Source organism: Bacillus sp. B19-2, from assembly GCF_022832475.1.
Classification (GTDB): domain Bacteria; phylum Bacillota; class Bacilli; order Bacillales; family Bacillaceae; genus Bacillus; species Bacillus paralicheniformis.
The window spans coordinates 196,573-214,980 of sequence record NZ_JALHKQ010000005.1 but is presented as its reverse complement, the minus strand read 5'-3'; the positions used below and the strand labels follow the sequence as shown (position 1 = coordinate 214,980).

The following is an 18,408-nucleotide window of genomic DNA, read 5'->3' as shown; positions in this document are numbered from 1 at the left end:
CCTTCTGTGAATATTGTGAAAAATGAACTTTTATATGAAGGAAAAGCGAAAAGGATTTACCTGACGGATGATGACAACACGTTGTTTGTCGAATACAAAGACTCGGCGACGGCTTTTAACGGAGAAAAAAAAGCCGAGATTGACGGAAAAGGCCGTTTAAATAACGAAATTTCCAGCCTGATTTTCACAAGGCTTCACGAGAAGGGAATCAACAACCACTTTGTTGAACGAATTTCTGAAACGGAGCAGCTCATTAAAAAAGTGACGATCATCCCGCTTGAAGTCGTTGTCCGCAATGTCGTTGCCGGAAGCATGTCCAAAAGGCTCGGCATTCCGGAAGGCACGGAGCTGGGGCAGCCGATTATCGAGTTTTACTACAAGGATGACGCGCTCGGCGATCCGCTGATCACAGAAGACCATATCCGGATTTTAAACGCGGCTGAGCCTGAACAGGTGGAGAAAATCAAATCGATTACGAGACAGGTAAATGATGAGCTGCAGACGATTTTCGCGGCTTGCGGTGTCAGATTGATAGATTTCAAGCTTGAGTTTGGACTCGATAAAGACGGCGAGGTCCTGCTGGCCGATGAGATTTCCCCGGATACGTGCCGGCTGTGGGATAAAGAAACGAATGAAAAGCTTGATAAAGATGTGTTCAGAAGAAACCTGGGCGGATTGATGGATGCATACGAAGAAATATTCAAAAGACTTGGAGGCATGTAATATGTACAAAGTGAAAGTGTATGTCAGCTTAAAAGAGAGTGTTTTAGATCCTCAGGGGAGCGCCGTTCAGCATGCTTTGCACAGCATGTCCTATAAAGAAGTTCAGGACGTCCGCATCGGCAAATACATGGAGCTCACCATCGAAAAATCGGACCGCGACCTTGACGTTCTCGTCAAAGAAATGTGCGAAAAACTTTTGGCCAACACGGTGATTGAAGATTACAGATACGAAGTCGAGGAGGTTGTCGCACAGTGAAATTTGCGGTGATTGTGCTGCCGGGCTCAAACTGCGATATCGATATGTTCCACGCGATCAAGGATGAGCTTGGCGAAGAAGCAGAATGCGTCTGGCATACAGAAACAAGTCTTGATGAATATGACGGCGTCCTCATTCCGGGAGGATTTTCATACGGTGATTATTTAAGATGCGGCGCGATCGCCCGCTTCGCAAACATTATGCCGGCCGTCAAAAAAGCGGCTCAAGAAGGAAAGCCGGTGCTCGGCGTCTGCAACGGCTTTCAAATTTTGCAGGAGCTCGGTCTTTTGCCGGGCGCGATGAGACGCAACAAAGATTTGAAATTTATCTGCCGTCCGGTTGAACTGGTCGTCCAAAACAATGAAACGATTTTTACATCTTCCTACGGCCAAGGCGAATCTATCACGATTCCGGTCGCTCACGGCGAAGGAAACTTCTACTGTGATGAAGAAACGCTTGCCGGATTACAAGAAAACAACCAAATCGCTTTCACATACGGAACGGATATCAACGGAAGCGTCGCCGATATTGCAGGCGTCGTCAATGAAAAAGGCAATGTATTAGGCATGATGCCTCACCCTGAACGCGCAGTCGATTCTCTGCTCGGAAGCGCCGACGGTCTTAAACTGTTTCAATCTATCGTGAAAAATTGGAGGGAAACTCATGTCGCTACTGCTTGAACCAAGTCAAGAACAAATTAAGGAAGAGAAACTCTATCAGCAAATGGGTGTCAGTGATGACGAGTTTGCCATGATTGAATCGATTCTCGGAAGACTTCCAAACTATACGGAAATCGGGATTTTTTCGGTCATGTGGTCAGAGCACTGCAGCTACAAAAACTCCAAGCCGATCCTGAAAAAGTTCCCGACAAAAGGCGAACGCGTCCTGCAGGGGCCGGGGGAAGGCGCTGGAATCGTCGATATCGGCGACAATCAGGCGGTTGTCTTCAAAATCGAATCGCATAACCATCCGTCAGCGATTGAGCCGTACCAGGGAGCTGCAACGGGTGTGGGCGGCATCATCCGCGACGTCTTTTCAATGGGCGCGCGTCCCATCGCTGTTTTGAACTCTCTCCGGTTTGGCGAACTCACTTCACCGCGTGTGAAGTACTTGTTTGAAGAAGTAGTCGCGGGCATTGCCGGATACGGAAACTGCATCGGCATTCCGACCGTTGGCGGGGAAGTTCAGTTTGACAGCTGCTATGAAGGCAATCCGCTTGTCAACGCGATGTGTGTCGGTTTAATCAATCATGAAGATATTAAAAAAGGGCAGGCGAAAGGCGTCGGCAATACGGTCATGTACGTCGGCGCGAAAACGGGGCGCGACGGTATCCACGGCGCCACGTTCGCCTCAGAAGAAATGTCTGACCAATCAGAAGAAAAGCGCTCGGCTGTGCAAGTCGGCGATCCGTTCATGGAGAAGCTGCTTCTTGAAGCGTGTCTGGAAGTCATCAAATCAGACGCCTTGGTCGGTATTCAGGACATGGGGGCGGCAGGACTGACAAGTTCAAGCGCGGAAATGGCGTCCAAAGCCGGATCGGGCATCGAGATGAACCTTGACTTGATTCCGCAGCGGGAAACAGGGATGACGCCGTATGAAATGATGCTTTCCGAATCCCAGGAGCGCATGCTTTTAGTCATCGAACGCGGCCGCGAACAGGAAATCATCGATATTTTTGACAAGTATGATCTTGAAGCTGTGGCTGTCGGTCATGTGACAGACGACAAGATGCTGCGCCTTTTCCACAACGGGGAAATGGTTGCCGATCTTCCGGTTGATGCGCTTGCAGAGGAAGCGCCGGTTTACCATAAGCCGTCAAAAGTTCCGGCTTATTATAAAGAATTCCTTGAAACAGACGTCCCTGCGCCAAAAGTCGAAAATGCGAAAGAAACGCTTCTCGAGCTCCTAAAGCAGCCGACCATTGCGAGCAAAGAATGGGTTTATGACCAATATGACTACATGGTCAGGACGAACACGGTTGTCGCACCGGGCTCTGATGCAGCCGTCCTGCGGATTCGCGGCACGAAAAAGGCGCTCGCCATGACAACGGACTGTAATGCCCGCTACTTGTACCTCGATCCGGAAAAAGGCGGGAAAATCGCTGTCGCGGAAGCGGCCCGCAATATCGTCTGCTCCGGAGCGGAACCGCTTGCCGTTACGGATAACCTCAACTTTGGAAATCCGGAAAAGCCGGAGATTTTCTGGCAGATCGAAAAAGCGGCAGACGGGATCAGCGAGGCGTGCAACGTGCTCAGCACACCGGTCATCGGCGGAAACGTCTCTCTTTACAACGAATCAAACGGAAGCGCGATTTACCCGACACCTGTCATCGGAATGGTCGGACTGATCGAAGATACGGACCATATTACGACTCAGCATTTTAAAGCAGCGGGCGATTTGATTTATGTCATCGGCGAAACATTCCCTGAGTTCGCCGGAAGCGAGCTGCAAAAACTGTCCGAAGGAAAGATTTACGGCAAAGCGCCTGCCATTGACTTGGAAGTCGAACAAGCGCGTCAAAAAGCGCTTCTGAAAGCGATCCGCACCGGACTCGTTCAGTCCGCGCATGACGTCTCAGAAGGCGGCATCGGCGTGGCACTGGCGGAAAGCGTCATATCTTCTCAAGGACTCGGCGCCAATGTGACGCTTGCAGGCGAACCTGCATGGTTATTCAGTGAAACACAATCACGGTTTATCGTCTCTGTGAAAAAAGAGCATCAAGAAGCGTTCGAAAAGCTTGTCAAAGACGCCGAGCTCATCGGTGAAGTAACGTCAGACAGCACGCTGGCTGTTCAAAGCCAAGAAGGACAACAATGGATTCATGCGCAGACAGAAGAGCTCGAAAGCGCATGGAAAGGAGCTATCCCATGCTTGCTGAAATCAAAGGCTTAAATGAAGAATGCGGGGTATTTGGGATTTGGGGGCATGAAGAAGCATCGCAAATTACGTACTACGGCCTTCACAGCCTTCAGCACAGAGGCCAGGAGGGCGCCGGCATCGTCGCGACAGACGGCGAAAAAATGTCCGCCCACAAAGGCCAGGGGCTGATTACCGAAGTTTTTCAAAACGGCGAGCTCAAAAAGGTGAAAGGAAAGGGAGCGATCGGCCATGTCCGTTATGCAACGGCGGGCGGCGGCGGCTTCGAAAACGTCCAGCCGTTCCTTTTCCATTCGCAAAACAACGGCAGCCTTGCGCTTGCGCACAACGGAAACTTAGTAAACGCCACTCAGCTGAAACAGCAGCTTGAAAACCAGGGCAGCATTTTTCAAACGTCTTCTGATACGGAAGTGCTCGCCCACTTAATTAAAAGAAGCGGCCACTTCGAGTTGAAAGATCAGATCAAAAACGCTCTTTCCATGCTGAAAGGCGCTTATGCTTTCCTGATCATGACGGAAAAGGAAATGATCGTGGCGCTTGATCCGAACGGACTCAGACCGCTGTCTGTCGCAATGCTCGGCGACGCGTACGTCGTCGCTTCTGAAACGTGTGCGTTTGATGTGGTCGGCGCGACATATTTGCGAGATGTAGAGCCGGGCGAGATGCTGATCATCAATGATGAAGGCATGAAGTCAGAGCGGTTCTCCATCAACATCAACCGCTCGATCTGCAGCATGGAGTACATTTATTTCTCAAGACCTGACAGCAATATTAACGGCATTAACGTTCACAGCGCGAGAAAGAATCTCGGCAAAAAGCTTGCTGAAGAATCAGGCATTGAAGCAGATGTGGTGACAGGGGTTCCGGATTCAAGCATTTCAGCGGCGATCGGCTATGCCGAAGCGACGGGAATTCCTTACGAACTCGGACTGATCAAAAACCGCTATGTCGGCAGAACGTTCATTCAGCCGTCACAGTCGCTCAGAGAGCAGGGCGTGAGAATGAAGCTGTCAGCCGTCCGCGGGGTCGTTGAAGGCAAGCGCGTCGTCATGGTGGACGATTCTATCGTGAGAGGGACGACGAGCCGCAGGATTGTGACGATGCTGCGCGAAGCCGGAGCGACGGAAGTGCACGTCAGAATCAGTTCCCCGCCTATTGCCCATCCGTGCTTTTACGGAATTGACACATCAACGCATGAAGAACTGATCGCGTCCTCCCATTCAGTGGAAGAAATCCGTCAGGAAATCGGCGCCGATACATTGTCATTCTTGAGCATTGATGGACTCCTTTCCGGTATCGGAAGACAATATGAAGACGAAAACTGCGGGCAGTGCATGGCCTGCTTTACAGGAAAATACCCGACCGAGATTTATCAGGATACGGTTCTTCCTCACGTGAAAGAAGCCGTTTTGACAAAATAAACCGGCCGGCGCTCTTGAAGCGCCGCGCCTCCTGAAATGAATAAAGGGCAGCAGAAGCGATGCGGCTGCTCTTTTGATTTTGAATATTACGAATGGACAAGCGCGGAATAAGGAGTGGATTGTGTTGTCTGAAAGCTATAAAAACGCCGGGGTTGATATTGAAGCCGGATATGAAGCCGTAAAACGAATGAAAAAACATGTGGAAAGAACGAAGCGAATTGGCGCAATGGGCGGTCTTGGCGGATTTGGCGGCATGTTTGACCTGTCAGAACTGCCGTACAAACAGCCGGTTCTGATTTCGGGAACGGACGGTGTCGGCACAAAGCTTAAGCTCGCTTTTGCGATGGACAAGCATGACACGATCGGCATCGATGCCGTCGCTATGTGTGTCAACGATGTGCTCGCTCAAGGAGCGGAGCCGCTGTTCTTTCTCGATTACCTTGCGGTCGGAAAAGCCGATCCCGTCAAAATTGAAGAGATTGTAAAAGGCGTCGCAGAAGGCTGTGTACAGTCAGGATCAGCGCTAGTCGGCGGAGAAACGGCGGAAATGCCGGGTCTTTATACAGAGGATGAATACGATATTGCCGGGTTCTCGGTCGGCGCCGCTGAAAAAGATGGCATCGTCACGGGCGAAAACATCGGCGAAGGGCACCTTTTAATCGGACTTTCTTCAAGCGGACTTCACAGCAACGGCTTCTCTCTCGTTCGGAAAGTTCTTCTTGAAGATGCCGGTCTGAACCTTGATGAGACGTATACACCTTTTGAACGGCCTCTTGGCGAAGAGCTTTTAGAGCCGACGAAAATTTATGTCAAGCCTGTCCTTGAAGCGGTGAAATCAGGCAAAATCGCCGGCATGGCGCACGTGACCGGCGGCGGTTTTATCGAAAACCTGCCGCGCATGATGCCCGATGGCCTCGGTGTTGAAATCGACATCGGATCATGGCCCGTCCCTCCTGTCTTTCCGTTCATTCAGGAGAAAGGCGGCCTGAAGTCCGAGGAAATGTTCAATGTTTTCAATATGGGAATCGGGTTTGTCCTTGCGGTGAAAGAAGAGGATATGACAGACGTGATTCAAACGCTCGAAAACAACGGTGAAAAAGCCTATCTCATCGGCAGAGTGAAAGCCGGAAGCGGCGTTGAGTTTGGCGGTGCCGGTCTTTCATGAGAAAATTCGCGGTATTTGCATCAGGAAGCGGAACGAATTTTGAAGCGATCGCAAGAAGAATGAGAGAAGAGAACTGGGATGCCGAAATCGTCCTTGTCGTCTCTGACAAGCCCGATGCGAAAGTGCTTGAAAGAGCGGAAAAAGCCGGAATTCCGTCGTTCGCATTCCAGCCGAAATCGTTCGAAAATAAAGCGGCTTTTGAACAAGTGATCGTTGAACAGCTCCGCCTCCACGGAGCAGAGTGGATTGTCCTGGCGGGGTATATGAGACTGATCGGCGATACGCTTCTGTCGGCTTACCGGAATAAAATCATCAACATCCATCCGTCGCTCCTGCCGGCGTTTCCCGGCATCGACGCGATCGGACAAGCGTACAGAGCGGGCGTGAAAGTGGCGGGCATCACAGTTCACTATGTAGACGAAGGCATGGACACCGGTCCGATTATCGCCCAGCGCGCCGTTGAACTTGAAAAAAGCGAAACACTCGCGTCTCTTGAAGAAAAGATCCACAAATTGGAGCATGAGCTTTATCCTGAAGTAATTAAAGAGCTTCTTGAACTAAATGGCAGAGGTGAAAAGAAATGACGATCAAACGCGCATTAATCAGCGTATCTGATAAAACGAACATTGTCCCTTTTGTAAAAGAATTGACAGAGCTTGGCGTTGAAGTGATTTCAACAGGCGGCACAAGCAAACTTCTTCAGGAAAACGGGGTTGACGTCATCGGCATTTCTGAAGTGACGGGCTTTCCCGAAATCATGGACGGCCGTCTGAAAACCCTTCATCCGAATATTCACGGCGGGCTTCTTGCCGTGCGCGGCAACGAAAAACACATGGCGCAGCTCAATGAACAGGGAATCCAGCCGATCGACCTTGTCGTTGTTAATTTATATCCGTTTAAAGAAACGGTTTCTAAAGAAGACGTCACATTCGAAGAAGCGATTGAGAATATCGACATCGGCGGTCCAGGCATGCTTCGCGCAGCAGCGAAAAACCATCAGGACGTGGCGGTCATCGTCGATCCCCGTGACTACAGCCCTGTACTGAACGACTTGAAAGAAAACGGCAGCGTCTCTCTTGAGAAAAAACGCGAGCTGGCAGCGAAAGTGTTCCGCCACACGGCAGCATATGACGCGTTGATCGCTGACTATTTAACAAACGTAACCGGTGAAAAAGAGCCTGAACAGTTCACCGTCACTTTTGAGAAAAAGCAATCGCTCCGCTACGGCGAAAATCCGCATCAGGAAGCAGTCTTTTATCAAAGCGCGCTCCCTGTCAAAGGGTCAATCGCTTCAGCTGAACAGCTGCATGGAAAAGAGCTTTCCTACAACAACATTAAAGACGCGGATGCAGCACTTCAAATCGTCCGCGAGTTCACCGAGCCGGCTGCGGTTGCCGTCAAGCATATGAACCCTTGCGGTGTCGGGACGGGCAATACGATCGAAGAGGCGTTTAACAAAGCATACGCCGCTGACGAAACGTCGATTTTCGGCGGCATCATCGCTTTGAACCGCGAAGTGGATAAAGCGACGGCTGAAATGCTTCACAAAATCTTTTTGGAAATCATTATCGCGCCGGCATTCAGCCAAGAAGCGCTTGATATTTTAACATCCAAGAAAAACCTTCGTCTCTTGACCCTCGATGTTAATCAGCCTATGAAAAACGAAAAGCAGCTGACATCTGTTCAAGGCGGGCTATTGATTCAGGATCTGGATATGCACGGCTTTGACGACGCCAACATCACAATTCCGACGAAAAGGGAGCCGACCGAACAAGAATGGGCTGACTTGAAGCTCGCTTGGAAAGTTGTGAAGCATGTCAAATCGAATGCGATTGTTCTGGCAAAAGACGATATGACGATCGGCGTCGGCGCCGGGCAAATGAACCGCGTCGGCTCCGCGAAAATCGCAATTGAGCAAGCGGGCGGGAAAGCGAAAGGAAGCGCGCTCGGATCAGATGCCTACTTCCCGATGCCTGATACGGTCGAAGAAGCGGCTAAAGCCGGTGTGACGGCGATTATTCAGCCGGGCGGCTCGATTCGTGATGAAGATTCGATTCAAAAAGCGGATGAATACGGGATCGCGATGGTGTTCACCGGAATCCGCCATTTCAAACATTAAGGGAGTGACCAGCGTGAACGTATTGATTATCGGCAGAGGCGGCAGGGAGCACACGCTCGCCTGGAAAGCGGCGCAAAGCCCTCTAGTCGGCACTGTATATGCGGCGCCCGGCAATGACGGAATGGCCGGGACCGCCGTACTCGTTGATCTTGACGAAGGCAATCACGAAGGGCTTCTCGCTTTCGCAAAGGAAAACAATATCGGACTGACGATTGTCGGTCCTGAGGTTCCTTTAATCGAAGGGCTTGTTGATGCATTTGAAGAAGCGGGCCTTCCGGTGTTCGGTCCGTCGAAAAAAGCAGCGGTGATTGAAGGAAGCAAGCAGTTTGCCAAAGATCTGATGAAAAAATATCAGATACCGACAGCGGAATACGAAACGTTTACATCTTTTGAAAAAGCAAAGGCGTATGTTGAGGAAAAAGGCGCTCCGATCGTCATCAAAGCCGACGGGCTTGCCGCCGGAAAAGGCGTCACAGTCGCGATGACAAAGGAAGATGCGGTTCAGTGTCTGCATGACTTTTTAGAAGATGAAAAGTTCGGCGATGCAAGCGCCTCTGTCGTGATCGAGGAATTTTTGAGCGGTGAAGAATTTTCGCTGATGGCTTTTGTCAAAGGGGAAAAAGTGTATCCGATGGTGATCGCGCAAGATCACAAGCGGGCATTTGACGGAGACAAAGGCCCGAATACAGGGGGAATGGGCGCATATTCCCCGGTGCCGCAGATTTCGGATGCGGTCGTTGAAGACGCCGTTAAAACGATTTTGGAGCCGGCGGCAGAAGCGATGATTAAAGAAGGCCGTTCGTTTACGGGAGTCTTGTATGCCGGCCTCATGCTGACCGAAAAAGGAACAAAAGTGATCGAATTCAACGCGAGATTCGGAGATCCGGAAACCCAGGTCGTACTGCCGCGTCTTGAATCAGACCTTGTTCAAGTCTTGCTTGACCTCCTCGCGGACAAAGAAGTGGAACTGAAATGGAAGGATACGGCGGCAGTCACCGTTGTTCTTGCATCTGACGGCTATCCGGAAAGCTATGAAAAAGGCGCGCCGATCGGCACGCTTGATCCTAGTTTGGAGCAGACTGTCGTCTTTCACGCAGGCACGAAAAAAAGCGGCGATCAGTTTGTGACGAACGGCGGCCGCGTCGCCAATGTCACGGCGTTTGCCGGGACGTTTGAAGCGGCGAGGGAAGCTGCCTATCAAGCGGTGGAACGAGTAAGAAAACCGGGGCTGTTTTACCGGACGGATATCGGCGCGCGTGCGCTCAAGGCAGCACAGAAATAACCGGTGAAGAGACAGAGCGGGAGCACCCGTTTTGTCTCTTTTTTTGCCGTCAATTTTTTTGGATCATTTTGATCAACGATTCAGCCATCAATTCGGGCGGATAAGGCATGCCGTTTTCAAGCCACCATGCGGCTGTGCCCGCAAAGGCGGAAATCACAAATCGCCGCTCGATATCAAGAGGCACTGAACGGTTAGTATCAGCAGCTGCTGTTTTTTTGATTCCCGTCAAAAAGCTGTCATTCCAAAAATCATTGAGCAGCTCCTTAATGTTCAGCTCATATCTTCTGTTGATGATAATCGCAAAATCAGCGCAGTTCTGTTGTAAATGCTGATAAAAACGCAGCACATACCAGTACGCTTCAGGCTTTTCCCCGCTGCAATCTATATCAAGCGGCGAAAAAATATCCTCTTTCATCGCTTCAAACATGTCTCTCAAATTTTGATGAAGCAAATCGTATTTATCTTGATAATGCTGATAAAATGTCGTTCGATTCAAATTTGCCCGTTGCGTAATATCCTGTACAGAGATTTTTCCCCATTCTTTTTCAGCCAGCAGTTCAAACAAGGCTTTTTTTAAACTTGTTTTCGATTTTGTAATCCGCTTGTCCCCGCGGTAGCTGTCAGCCACTTCAGCCGCCTCCTCAAACTTTTTCGACACTTCTTTTCCACTTGTTGGTTGAATGATCCGGTGGATTCTTTTAATTTTAAACTAACATATTGAACTTCATGAATCAGCTGACAAGAACCGAAGGAGTGAAGCGAATGAGTCAAACAAAACAGCAGAACCCCATTCAGAAAGCGCTGCTTAACGGAAAAAACAGACAAGACCCGTACGATCCGTTTCCATGGTATGAAAAAATGCGCACCGAATCACCGATTCACTATGATGAAGACAGCAAAGTGTGGAGCGTGTTCCGCTATGACGATGTCAAAAGAGTGATCAGCGACAAAGATTTTTTTTCAAATCAATTCCATCAGCTTGGGGCTAGCAATACCTTTGCGAAAACGTTGATTAGCATGGATCCGCCGAAACACACGAGAATCAGATCGATCGTCAACAAGGCTTTTACTCCGCGCGTTATGAAAGAGTGGGAGCCGCGCATTCGCGAACTGACGAATGAACTGCTCGCTCAAATCCGCGGCAAGGAAGAGATCGACCTTGTACAGGATTTTTCATATCCGTTGCCCGTCATCGTCATTTCGGAATTGCTCGGCGTTCCTTCAGTGTACAAGCATCATTTCAAAGAATGGTCCGACGTGTTGGTCAGCCTGCCGAAGAGCGATCGGCAAGAAGACGTGAACGAGTGGAAAAACATCAGAGATCAAGGTGAAGAAAAGCTGACCGCGTTTTTTGAAAAGATGATCGAAGAGAAAAGACAAAACCTCGGCAATGACTTGATTTCGCTCTTGATCAAAGCTGAACAAGAAGGGGACAAGCTTTCCCCTGATGAATTGGTTCCGTTTTGCAACCTGCTCTTGCTGGCGGGGAATGAAACGACGACGAATTTGATTTCAAATGCGGTCTACAGCATTCTCGAAACCCCGGGTGCGTATGACGAGCTTGCCAGGCATCCTGAACTGATTCCGCAGGCTGTCGAGGAAGCCGTCCGTTTCCGGGCGCCCGCGCCGATGATCGTGCGCTTCGTTAAACAGGATACCGAGATCAGAGGAGTGAGTTTGAAAAAAGGAGAAGGTGTCGTCGCTTTCCTTGCTTCTGCCAACCGTGATGAAGCGAAATTTGAGAGGGCGCACGAATTTGATATTCACCGTCATCCGAACCCGCATATCGGATTTGGCCACGGCATCCATTTCTGCTTAGGCGCTCCGCTCGCGAGGCTGGAAGCGGCGATAGCCCTTGAGGCGCTTCTGAAGCATTATTCCTCGATGGAAAAGCTTGCGATCGCGCCGATGGCCGACAGCAGCATGTACGGCTTGAAACAATTCCATCTGCGGGTGAAATCAGCAGGGGAAACAGCGCCTAACTAATTAAAAAAGCACCCGAAAAGGTGCTTTTTACGATTGTTCGCCAGCCTCTCCCTGTTGCTTCATATACGTTTGGCAAACATACGTCATGGGACAAAATCGCAAGATGCCGGAAGCGGCCTTCATCGCCCCCATAAACATGCAGAAAAGCGTCATTCTGCACCACGGTTTTCTCGTAAACTTTGCCGCTGCCGCCGACAGGATCGTCAGTCCGCAGGCAATGCGAAAAACGGCGTCAAACAGTCCGATGTTTTGCTTCATACTTCATTCCTCCTATTTAAATAATTAAATAAAGTGTTTTTTCGAAAAATTGTAACGGATTGGTAATGCGTGACGATAGTAAATGTGTTAACATAGGATCATTACATGTAAAGGAGAGTATGTGAATGTCCGAACGCACCTTAATTTGGAAAAACAAACACATCAGATCGCAAGTTGATGTTGTAAGTTCAAGGCTGCAGCCAACGCTCCTTTTACGAAATGCCTCTGTACTGAACCCGTATGTAAAGCAATGGATTCTGGCAAACGTATGGATTCATCATGACAGAATCGTTTACGTCGGCCGTGACTTGCCGAAGACGGCTGTTAAAACTACAATAGATTGTGAAGGAAAATACATTGTACCCGGGTATATTGAGCCGCATGTCCATCCTTTTCAAATTTATAATCCCCAAACTTTGGCTGAATATGTGTCACAGTTTGGAACGACGACATTCGTAAATGACAACTTGTTTCTGCTTTTGCATTGCGGAAAAAAGAAAGCGTTTTCTATATTGGAAGAACTGAAAAAACAGCCTGTCCACTACTATTGGTGGTCAAGGTATGACTTGCAGACTGAAGTGTTGAATGAAGATCAAATTTTATCGATCGATTACCGAAAACGTTGGGGAGAACACCCGGACGTCATCCAGGGAGGAGAAATGACAGGCTGGCCGCGCCTCTTGGACGGCGATGATCTGCTCCTTCATTGCATGCAGTGCACGAAAAGAAGGAGAAAGCGGATCGAGGGCCATTTCCCAGGGGCATCGGAAAAAACGCTGACGAAGATGAAGCTTTTCGGCGCTGACGCAGATCATGAAGCCATGACTGGAAAGGAAGTGCTGAAGCGGCTTACACTTGGATACCACGTCGGCTTGAGGCAGTCTTCCATTCGCCCTGATTTGCGAAAGATTTTGCGCGAGCTGCACGAAGAAGGCTTTCACCATTATGACCATATGTTTTATACAACGGACGGCGCAACACCGAACTTTTATAAAGAAGGTATGACAAACAAGCTGATTGAAATTGCCATCGAAGAGGGCGTGCCGCTGATCGACGCCTATAATATGGCATCGTTTAATATCGCTAAGTATTACCATATGGAGGATATCCTCGGTGTGGTGGCACCGGGCAGATACGCGACGCTCAACATTTTGAATAGCCCTGATGAACCGAATCCGGAGACAGTTTTGGCAAAAGGTCGGCTGATCAAATCAGGCGGTACAAACATGAATGCGTTTTCAGTTCCGGATTGGCAAAAAGGGGGTCTTGTCCCTCTGAACCTTTCATATGATCTAACGATGGATGACTTGCAGTTTTCCATGCCGCTCGGCTTAAAAATGAGGAATTCCGTCATTATGGAGCCTTATACGATTGAAATTGACAACTCTGTCAATCAGCTTTCATTTGATCATGATGAAAGCTATCTCTCGCTGTTCGACAAATATGGAAAATGGCGTGTCAATACGATGCTGAAAGGCTTTGCAACCCGCGTCCAAGGGTTCGTCAGCTCCTATTCGACAACGGGAGATATCATCATGGTCGGCAAAAACAAGGAAGACATGCTTTTGGCCTTTAAGCGGATGAAAGAAATCGGGGGAGGTATCGTATTAGCGGAAAACGGAAAAATCCTGCACGAAATTCCTCTTCATTTAAGCGGCGGCGCATCAAATGAGACGTATGAAAAGGTGCTTGAAAGGGAAAAGGCGTTAAAAGAGCTTTTGTTTGAAAGAGGCTATACGTTTGACGACCCGATCTACACCCTGCTCTTTTTGCAAAGCACTCATCTGCCTTATATCAGGGTGACGCCGAAAGGGATCTTTGATGTGATGAAAAAAACTGTACTCTTTCCATCGATAATGCGTTAAAATATAAAAGAGCGGGAGCTAATCTATGGTGAATCGATATGTAAGAGTACTGCTATGTTTTGCTTCTCTTTTACTGCTTGCATCGTGCCAGTCGCAGGAACAGCAGGAAAAGGAAAAGAACATTCATCCGCTGACAGGATTGAAGGCGGACGGAGATATTCGGCAGCGGCCCATTGCCGTTGTGGTGAACAATCATTCAAAAGCACGGCCGCAGTCGGGATTAAGCAAGGCTGACATTGTCATTGAAGCTCTCAGTGAAGGACCGATCACACGATTGTTGGCGATCTATCAAAGCGACATGCCTGAAGCGGTTGGCCCAGTCCGCAGCGCCCGGGAGTATTTCATTGATTTGGCTCTCGGTTTTGACAGCCTCTTGGTGCATCACGGCTGGAGTCCGGGTGCAAAAAGCCGCCTGTTGAACGGCGACGCCGATCATATCAATGGAATGGATTACGACGGTAGCCTGTTTTGGAGGGCCGATTTTCGGGAAGCGCCGCATAATTCGTACACGTCATATAAAAACGTAAAGCAAGCAGCAGATGACAAAGGATATGCCATCGAAACCCGCACAGAACCGCTCACTTTTAAAGCAAGCCCTGACAAACCTTCGGATGCGCTTTATTCTATACGGTTAGATTACGGAACAAAATCCGTTACAAACCGTGTCGAATATGGTTATGATAAAAAGGTTGAAGGCTATGTGAGAAAGTCAGACGGTGTTTTGACAACAGACCTTGAAACAGAAGAACCGGTTGTTCTTCAAAACATTCTAATAGCGGAAGCCGAACATCATATGAAAGATGCGTACGGGAGAAGGGATATTGACCTTCGTTCAGGCGGAAAAGGACTCCTTCTGCAAAACGGGGAAGTCCATCGGATCAGCTGGAAGAACGAAAACGGCCGGATCATACCGAAGACGGACGGCAAGACCGTTCCGCTTGTGCCGGGAAAAACGTGGATCAATATCGTTCCCGATCTCAGCAAGGTTTCTATTAGCAAAGGAGAAGGTGTGTAAAGATGCAGATCGATAAATTGCGCGGGAGAGAGCTGGACCAGCTTTTTCAATCCATACTATCACTAAAAGATCTCGAAGAATGCTATCGTTTTTTCGATGATTTATGCACAATAAATGAAATTCAATCATTGGCTCAGCGGCTCGAAGTAGCCAGAATGCTGCGCGACGGCAACACGTATCACAAAATTGAGACGGAAACCGGAGCGAGCACCGCGACCATTTCCAGGGTGAAGCGCTGCCTGAACTACGGAAATGACGCTTACATCATGACGCTGGACCGCGTCAAAGCAAATCAATCTGAATCATCTTCATGATGTCATGAAACCGCCTGGCTCAGGGCACTGAGCACCGGCGGTTTTTTTGTGCCTTCTGCCCGTTTATCGTTATTCGTTATCCGTTTTTCGAATGGGGCTGAATTTGTTATAATATTTAAATGGTAAGAACGAATGGAGGAGCTTTTTTCATGTACGATGTTACCGAGTGGAAGCACGTCTTTAAACTCGATCCGAATAAAGATATTACGGATGATCAGCTTGAACAGCTGTGCGAATCTGGAACAGACGCGGTTTTGATCGGCGGAAGCGACCATGTCACAGAAGATGACGTCCTTCGGCTGATGTCAAAGGTACGCCGCTTTTTAGTGCCGTGCGTCCTGGAAGTGTCGACGATTGACGCGATCGTCCCGGGGTTTGACCTCTATTTTATTCCGACTGTGCTCAACAGCAGGGATACCGACTGGATTGCCGGCTTACATAAAAAGGCGATGAAAGAATACGGCGAACTGATGTCGCCTGATGAGATTGTTGTTGAAGGATACTGTATTTTGAATCAGGACTGCAAGGCAGCCGCTTTGACAAACGCAGATACCGAGCTTGACATTGAGGATGTTAAAGCATACGCCCGCGTGGCTGAACATCTTTTCCGCCTTCCGGTCTTTTATCTTGAATACAGCGGCATGCTGGGTGATTCGGAGACCGTTAAGGAAACAAAAGCGGTGCTTCAGGAAACGACGCTGTTTTACGGCGGCGGAATCAAAGATTCGGAGACGGCGGTTAAAATGGCTGAACACGCCGATGTGATCGTCGTCGGAAATGCGATTTATGAGAACTTCGAAGAAGCGCTGAAAACGGTACAGGCCGTAAAAGGATGAACACAACGAACCGGATTGGTTTATAATAGAACTTATGTTTGAATAGGCGGTGAACGGAATTGAATTACATTAGCGACCAATTATTAAGCGGATTAAACAAGATGCAGCAGGAAGCGGTCAAAACGACGGACGGCCCGCTTTTGATCATGGCCGGAGCAGGAAGCGGAAAGACGCGGGTATTGACGCACCGCATTGCGTATTTAATGGCGGAGAAGCGCGTCGCCCCGTGGAACATTTTGGCGATTACATTTACGAACAAAGCGGCCAGAGAAATGAAAGAACGTGTGGAAAAAATTCTCGGACCGGGAGCGGACGACATCTGGATTTCGACGTTCCACAGCATGTGCGTGAGAATTTTGCGGAGAGACATCGACAGAATCGGCATCAACCGGAATTTCTCGATTCTTGATACGTCAGATCAGCTTTCCGTCATTAAAGGAATCTTGAAGGAAAGAAACATCGATCCGAAAAAATTCGATCCCAGAAGTATACTTGGATCGATCAGCAGTGCGAAAAACGAATTGATCGAACCGGAAGAGTACGAGAAAACAGCCGGCGGTTTTTTTGAACAAGTCGTCAGCGATGTCTACAAAGATTATCAGAAGAAACTGCGGAAAAACCAGTCGCTCGATTTTGACGATCTGATCATGACGACGATCATCCTGTTTGACCGTGTGCCGGAAGTGCTCGAATACTACCAGCGGAAATTCCAATACATTCATGTCGATGAGTATCAGGATACGAACAGGGCGCAGTATTTGCTCGTCAAAAAAATGGCGCAGCGCTTCGAAAACATCTGCGTCGTCGGGGACTCCGACCAGTCGATCTACAGATGGCGCGGAGCGGACATCGCCAACATTCTGTCGTTTGAAAAAGACTATCCGAATGCAAGCGTCATTCTGCTCGAACAAAACTACAGGTCGACACAGCGGATATTGAACGCGGCCAATGAAGTGATTCAGAATAACTCCAACAGAAAGCCGAAAAATCTCTGGACCGAAAATGACGAAGGGGCGAAAATTTCCTACTTCAGAGGCGACAACGAATTTGGCGAAGGCCAATTTGTCGCGGGCAAAATCAGGGAGCTTGTCGGCTCTGGAAAACGATCCTTCTCAGATATCGCGATTTTGTACCGGACGAACGCTCAATCGCGGGTCATTGAGGAAACGCTGATGAAAGCGAACATCAACTACAACATCGTCGGCGGCACGAAGTTCTATGACAGAAAAGAGATCAAAGACATCCTTGCGTATTTGCGCCTCGTCGCAAACCCTGACGACGATATCAGCTTTGCGCGGATCGTGAACGTGCCGAAGCGCGGCGTCGGTGCGACTTCAGTCGATAAAATCGCGGCTTATGCCGATATGAACGGAATGTCTTTATTTGAAGCGCTCGGACAGGTTGACTTTATCGGCCTCAGCGCAAGAGCGGCGAACGCGCTTGATGAGTTCAGACAGACGATCGAAAACTTGACGAATATGCAGGAATACTTATCCGTCACAGAGCTTACGGAAGAAATCCTTGAAAAAACCGAATACCGCGAAATGCTGAAAGCGGAAAAATCCTTGGAAGCGCAGAGCCGTCTTGAAAATATCGACGAGTTTCTCTCCGTAACGAAAAACTTTGAACAGCAAAGCGAAGATAAATCGCTCGTCGCCTTTTTGACGGATTTGGCGCTTATCGCCGATATCGATCAGCTTGATCAGAAGGAAGAAGAGACCGGAAGTAAAGACGCGGTCATCTTAATGACGCTTCATGCCGCAAAAGGACTCGAATTCCCGGTTGTGTTCCTGATGGGACTTGAAGAAGGGGTATTCCCGCACAGCCGCTCCCTGATGGAGGAAGCGGAGATGGAAGAAGAACGGAGACTCGCATATGTCGGCATCACGAGGGCTGAGGAAGAACTTTATTTAACAAACGCGCGGATGCGGACATTGTTCGGGAGAACGAATATGAACCCTGAATCAAGGTTCATTGCGGAAATACCGGAGGAATTATTGGACAATCTAAATGAGAAGAAAAAAGATCTGAAAACGCCGTTTGGAAGAAAGCCGGAGCGGAGAGGCCCGGTTACCCGGCCGGCTGCATCGTACAGCAAAACCGGCGGCGACGGTGTCAATTGGGCAGTCGGCGACAAAGCCTCCCATAAAAAGTGGGGCGTCGGAACCGTTGTCAGCGTTAAAGGATCCGGCGAATCGACTGAGCTTGACATCGCCTTCCCGAGCCCGACCGGAGTGAAGCGTCTTCTCGCGGCCTTTGCGCCTATTGAAAAGCAATAAATGGCAAAAGAC

General features: G+C 49.1%; 17 protein-coding genes. 15 read left to right on the top strand and 2 right to left on the bottom strand.

What is annotated here, in order from left to right; genetic code table 11:
- The first annotated feature begins 6 nt into the window (after positions 1-6).
- From purC to purD, 9 genes are all read left to right on the top strand, one after another.
- Entirely contained in the window at positions 7-723 is a 717-nt protein-coding gene (purC, locus tag MST20_RS18765) for a phosphoribosylaminoimidazolesuccinocarboxamide synthase (protein WP_243944136.1), read from the top strand.
- 1 nt (position 724) lies between these two features.
- A complete protein-coding gene (purS, locus tag MST20_RS18760; protein WP_003179532.1) occupies positions 725-979 on the top strand; it encodes a phosphoribosylformylglycinamidine synthase subunit PurS in 255 nt (84 codons plus the stop codon).
- A complete protein-coding gene (gene purQ / locus MST20_RS18755; protein WP_243944134.1) occupies positions 976-1,659 on the top strand; it encodes a phosphoribosylformylglycinamidine synthase subunit PurQ in 684 nt (227 codons plus the stop codon). Before purS ends, purQ begins: the two co-directional genes overlap by 4 nt.
- The gene (gene purL / locus MST20_RS18750) at positions 1,643-3,871 is read left to right on the top strand and encodes a phosphoribosylformylglycinamidine synthase subunit PurL (RefSeq protein ID WP_243944132.1); all 2,229 of its coding nucleotides are present in this window, start codon (positions 1,643-1,645) and stop codon (positions 3,869-3,871) included. Before purQ ends, purL begins: the two co-directional genes overlap by 17 nt.
- Positions 3,847-5,277: an amidophosphoribosyltransferase gene (gene purF / locus MST20_RS18745; RefSeq protein ID WP_243944130.1), complete on the top strand. Its 1,431-nt coding sequence runs from the start codon at positions 3,847-3,849 to the stop codon at positions 5,275-5,277. Before purL ends, purF begins: the two co-directional genes overlap by 25 nt.
- A 124-nt stretch (positions 5,278-5,401) precedes the next feature.
- Positions 5,402-6,442 (top strand): phosphoribosylformylglycinamidine cyclo-ligase, encoded by a 1,041-nt coding sequence (purM, locus tag MST20_RS18740; protein WP_165426244.1) that lies wholly within the window; start codon positions 5,402-5,404, stop codon positions 6,440-6,442.
- Positions 6,439-7,026 (top strand): phosphoribosylglycinamide formyltransferase, encoded by a 588-nt coding sequence (purN, locus tag MST20_RS18735; protein WP_243944128.1) that lies wholly within the window; start codon positions 6,439-6,441, stop codon positions 7,024-7,026. Before purM ends, purN begins: the two co-directional genes overlap by 4 nt.
- On the top strand, positions 7,023-8,561 hold the full coding sequence (gene purH, locus MST20_RS18730) for a bifunctional phosphoribosylaminoimidazolecarboxamide formyltransferase/IMP cyclohydrolase (protein ID WP_243944126.1): 1,539 nt from the start codon (positions 7,023-7,025) through the stop codon (positions 8,559-8,561). Before purN ends, purH begins: the two co-directional genes overlap by 4 nt.
- 13 nt (positions 8,562-8,574) lie before the next feature.
- Complete coding sequence (gene purD, locus MST20_RS18725; protein ID WP_243944124.1) at positions 8,575-9,843, top strand: phosphoribosylamine--glycine ligase; 1,269 nt, start codon at positions 8,575-8,577, stop codon at positions 9,841-9,843.
- A gap of 49 nt (positions 9,844-9,892) precedes the next feature.
- On the opposite strand, the gene MST20_RS18720 is transcribed toward purD, so the two are convergent.
- Positions 9,893-10,501, bottom strand: coding sequence for a TetR/AcrR family transcriptional regulator (locus MST20_RS18720; RefSeq protein ID WP_243944123.1), 609 nt, complete (start codon positions 10,499-10,501; stop codon positions 9,893-9,895).
- 104 nt (positions 10,502-10,605) lie between these two features.
- On the opposite strand from MST20_RS18720, the gene MST20_RS18715 reads away from it, so the two are divergent.
- A complete protein-coding gene (locus MST20_RS18715; RefSeq protein ID WP_243944121.1) occupies positions 10,606-11,829 on the top strand; it encodes a cytochrome P450 in 1,224 nt (407 codons plus the stop codon).
- Between the two features lie 27 nt (positions 11,830-11,856).
- Here MST20_RS18715 and MST20_RS18710 read toward each other — a convergent pair whose 3' ends face one another.
- Complete coding sequence (locus MST20_RS18710; protein WP_020450448.1) at positions 11,857-12,087, bottom strand: YgaP family membrane protein; 231 nt, start codon at positions 12,085-12,087, stop codon at positions 11,857-11,859.
- Between the two features lie 125 nt (positions 12,088-12,212).
- On the opposite strand from MST20_RS18710, the gene MST20_RS18705 reads away from it, so the two are divergent.
- From MST20_RS18705 to pcrA, 5 genes are all read left to right on the top strand, one after another.
- On the top strand, positions 12,213-13,952 hold the full coding sequence (locus tag MST20_RS18705) for an adenine deaminase C-terminal domain-containing protein (protein WP_243944119.1): 1,740 nt from the start codon (positions 12,213-12,215) through the stop codon (positions 13,950-13,952).
- A 28-nt stretch (positions 13,953-13,980) separates the two neighbouring features.
- Entirely contained in the window at positions 13,981-14,967 is a 987-nt protein-coding gene (locus MST20_RS18700) for a DUF3048 domain-containing protein (protein WP_243944117.1), read from the top strand.
- Between the two features lie 2 nt (positions 14,968-14,969).
- On the top strand, positions 14,970-15,281 hold the full coding sequence (locus MST20_RS18695; RefSeq protein ID WP_075755310.1) for a YerC/YecD family TrpR-related protein: 312 nt from the start codon (positions 14,970-14,972) through the stop codon (positions 15,279-15,281).
- Positions 15,282-15,430: 149 nt separating this feature from the next.
- The gene (gene pcrB / locus MST20_RS18690; RefSeq protein WP_243944115.1) at positions 15,431-16,117 is read left to right on the top strand and encodes a heptaprenylglyceryl phosphate synthase; all 687 of its coding nucleotides are present in this window, start codon (positions 15,431-15,433) and stop codon (positions 16,115-16,117) included.
- Between the two features lie 59 nt (positions 16,118-16,176).
- A complete protein-coding gene (gene pcrA, locus MST20_RS18685; protein ID WP_243944113.1) occupies positions 16,177-18,396 on the top strand; it encodes a DNA helicase PcrA in 2,220 nt (739 codons plus the stop codon).
- The last annotated feature ends 12 nt before the right edge of the window (positions 18,397-18,408 follow it).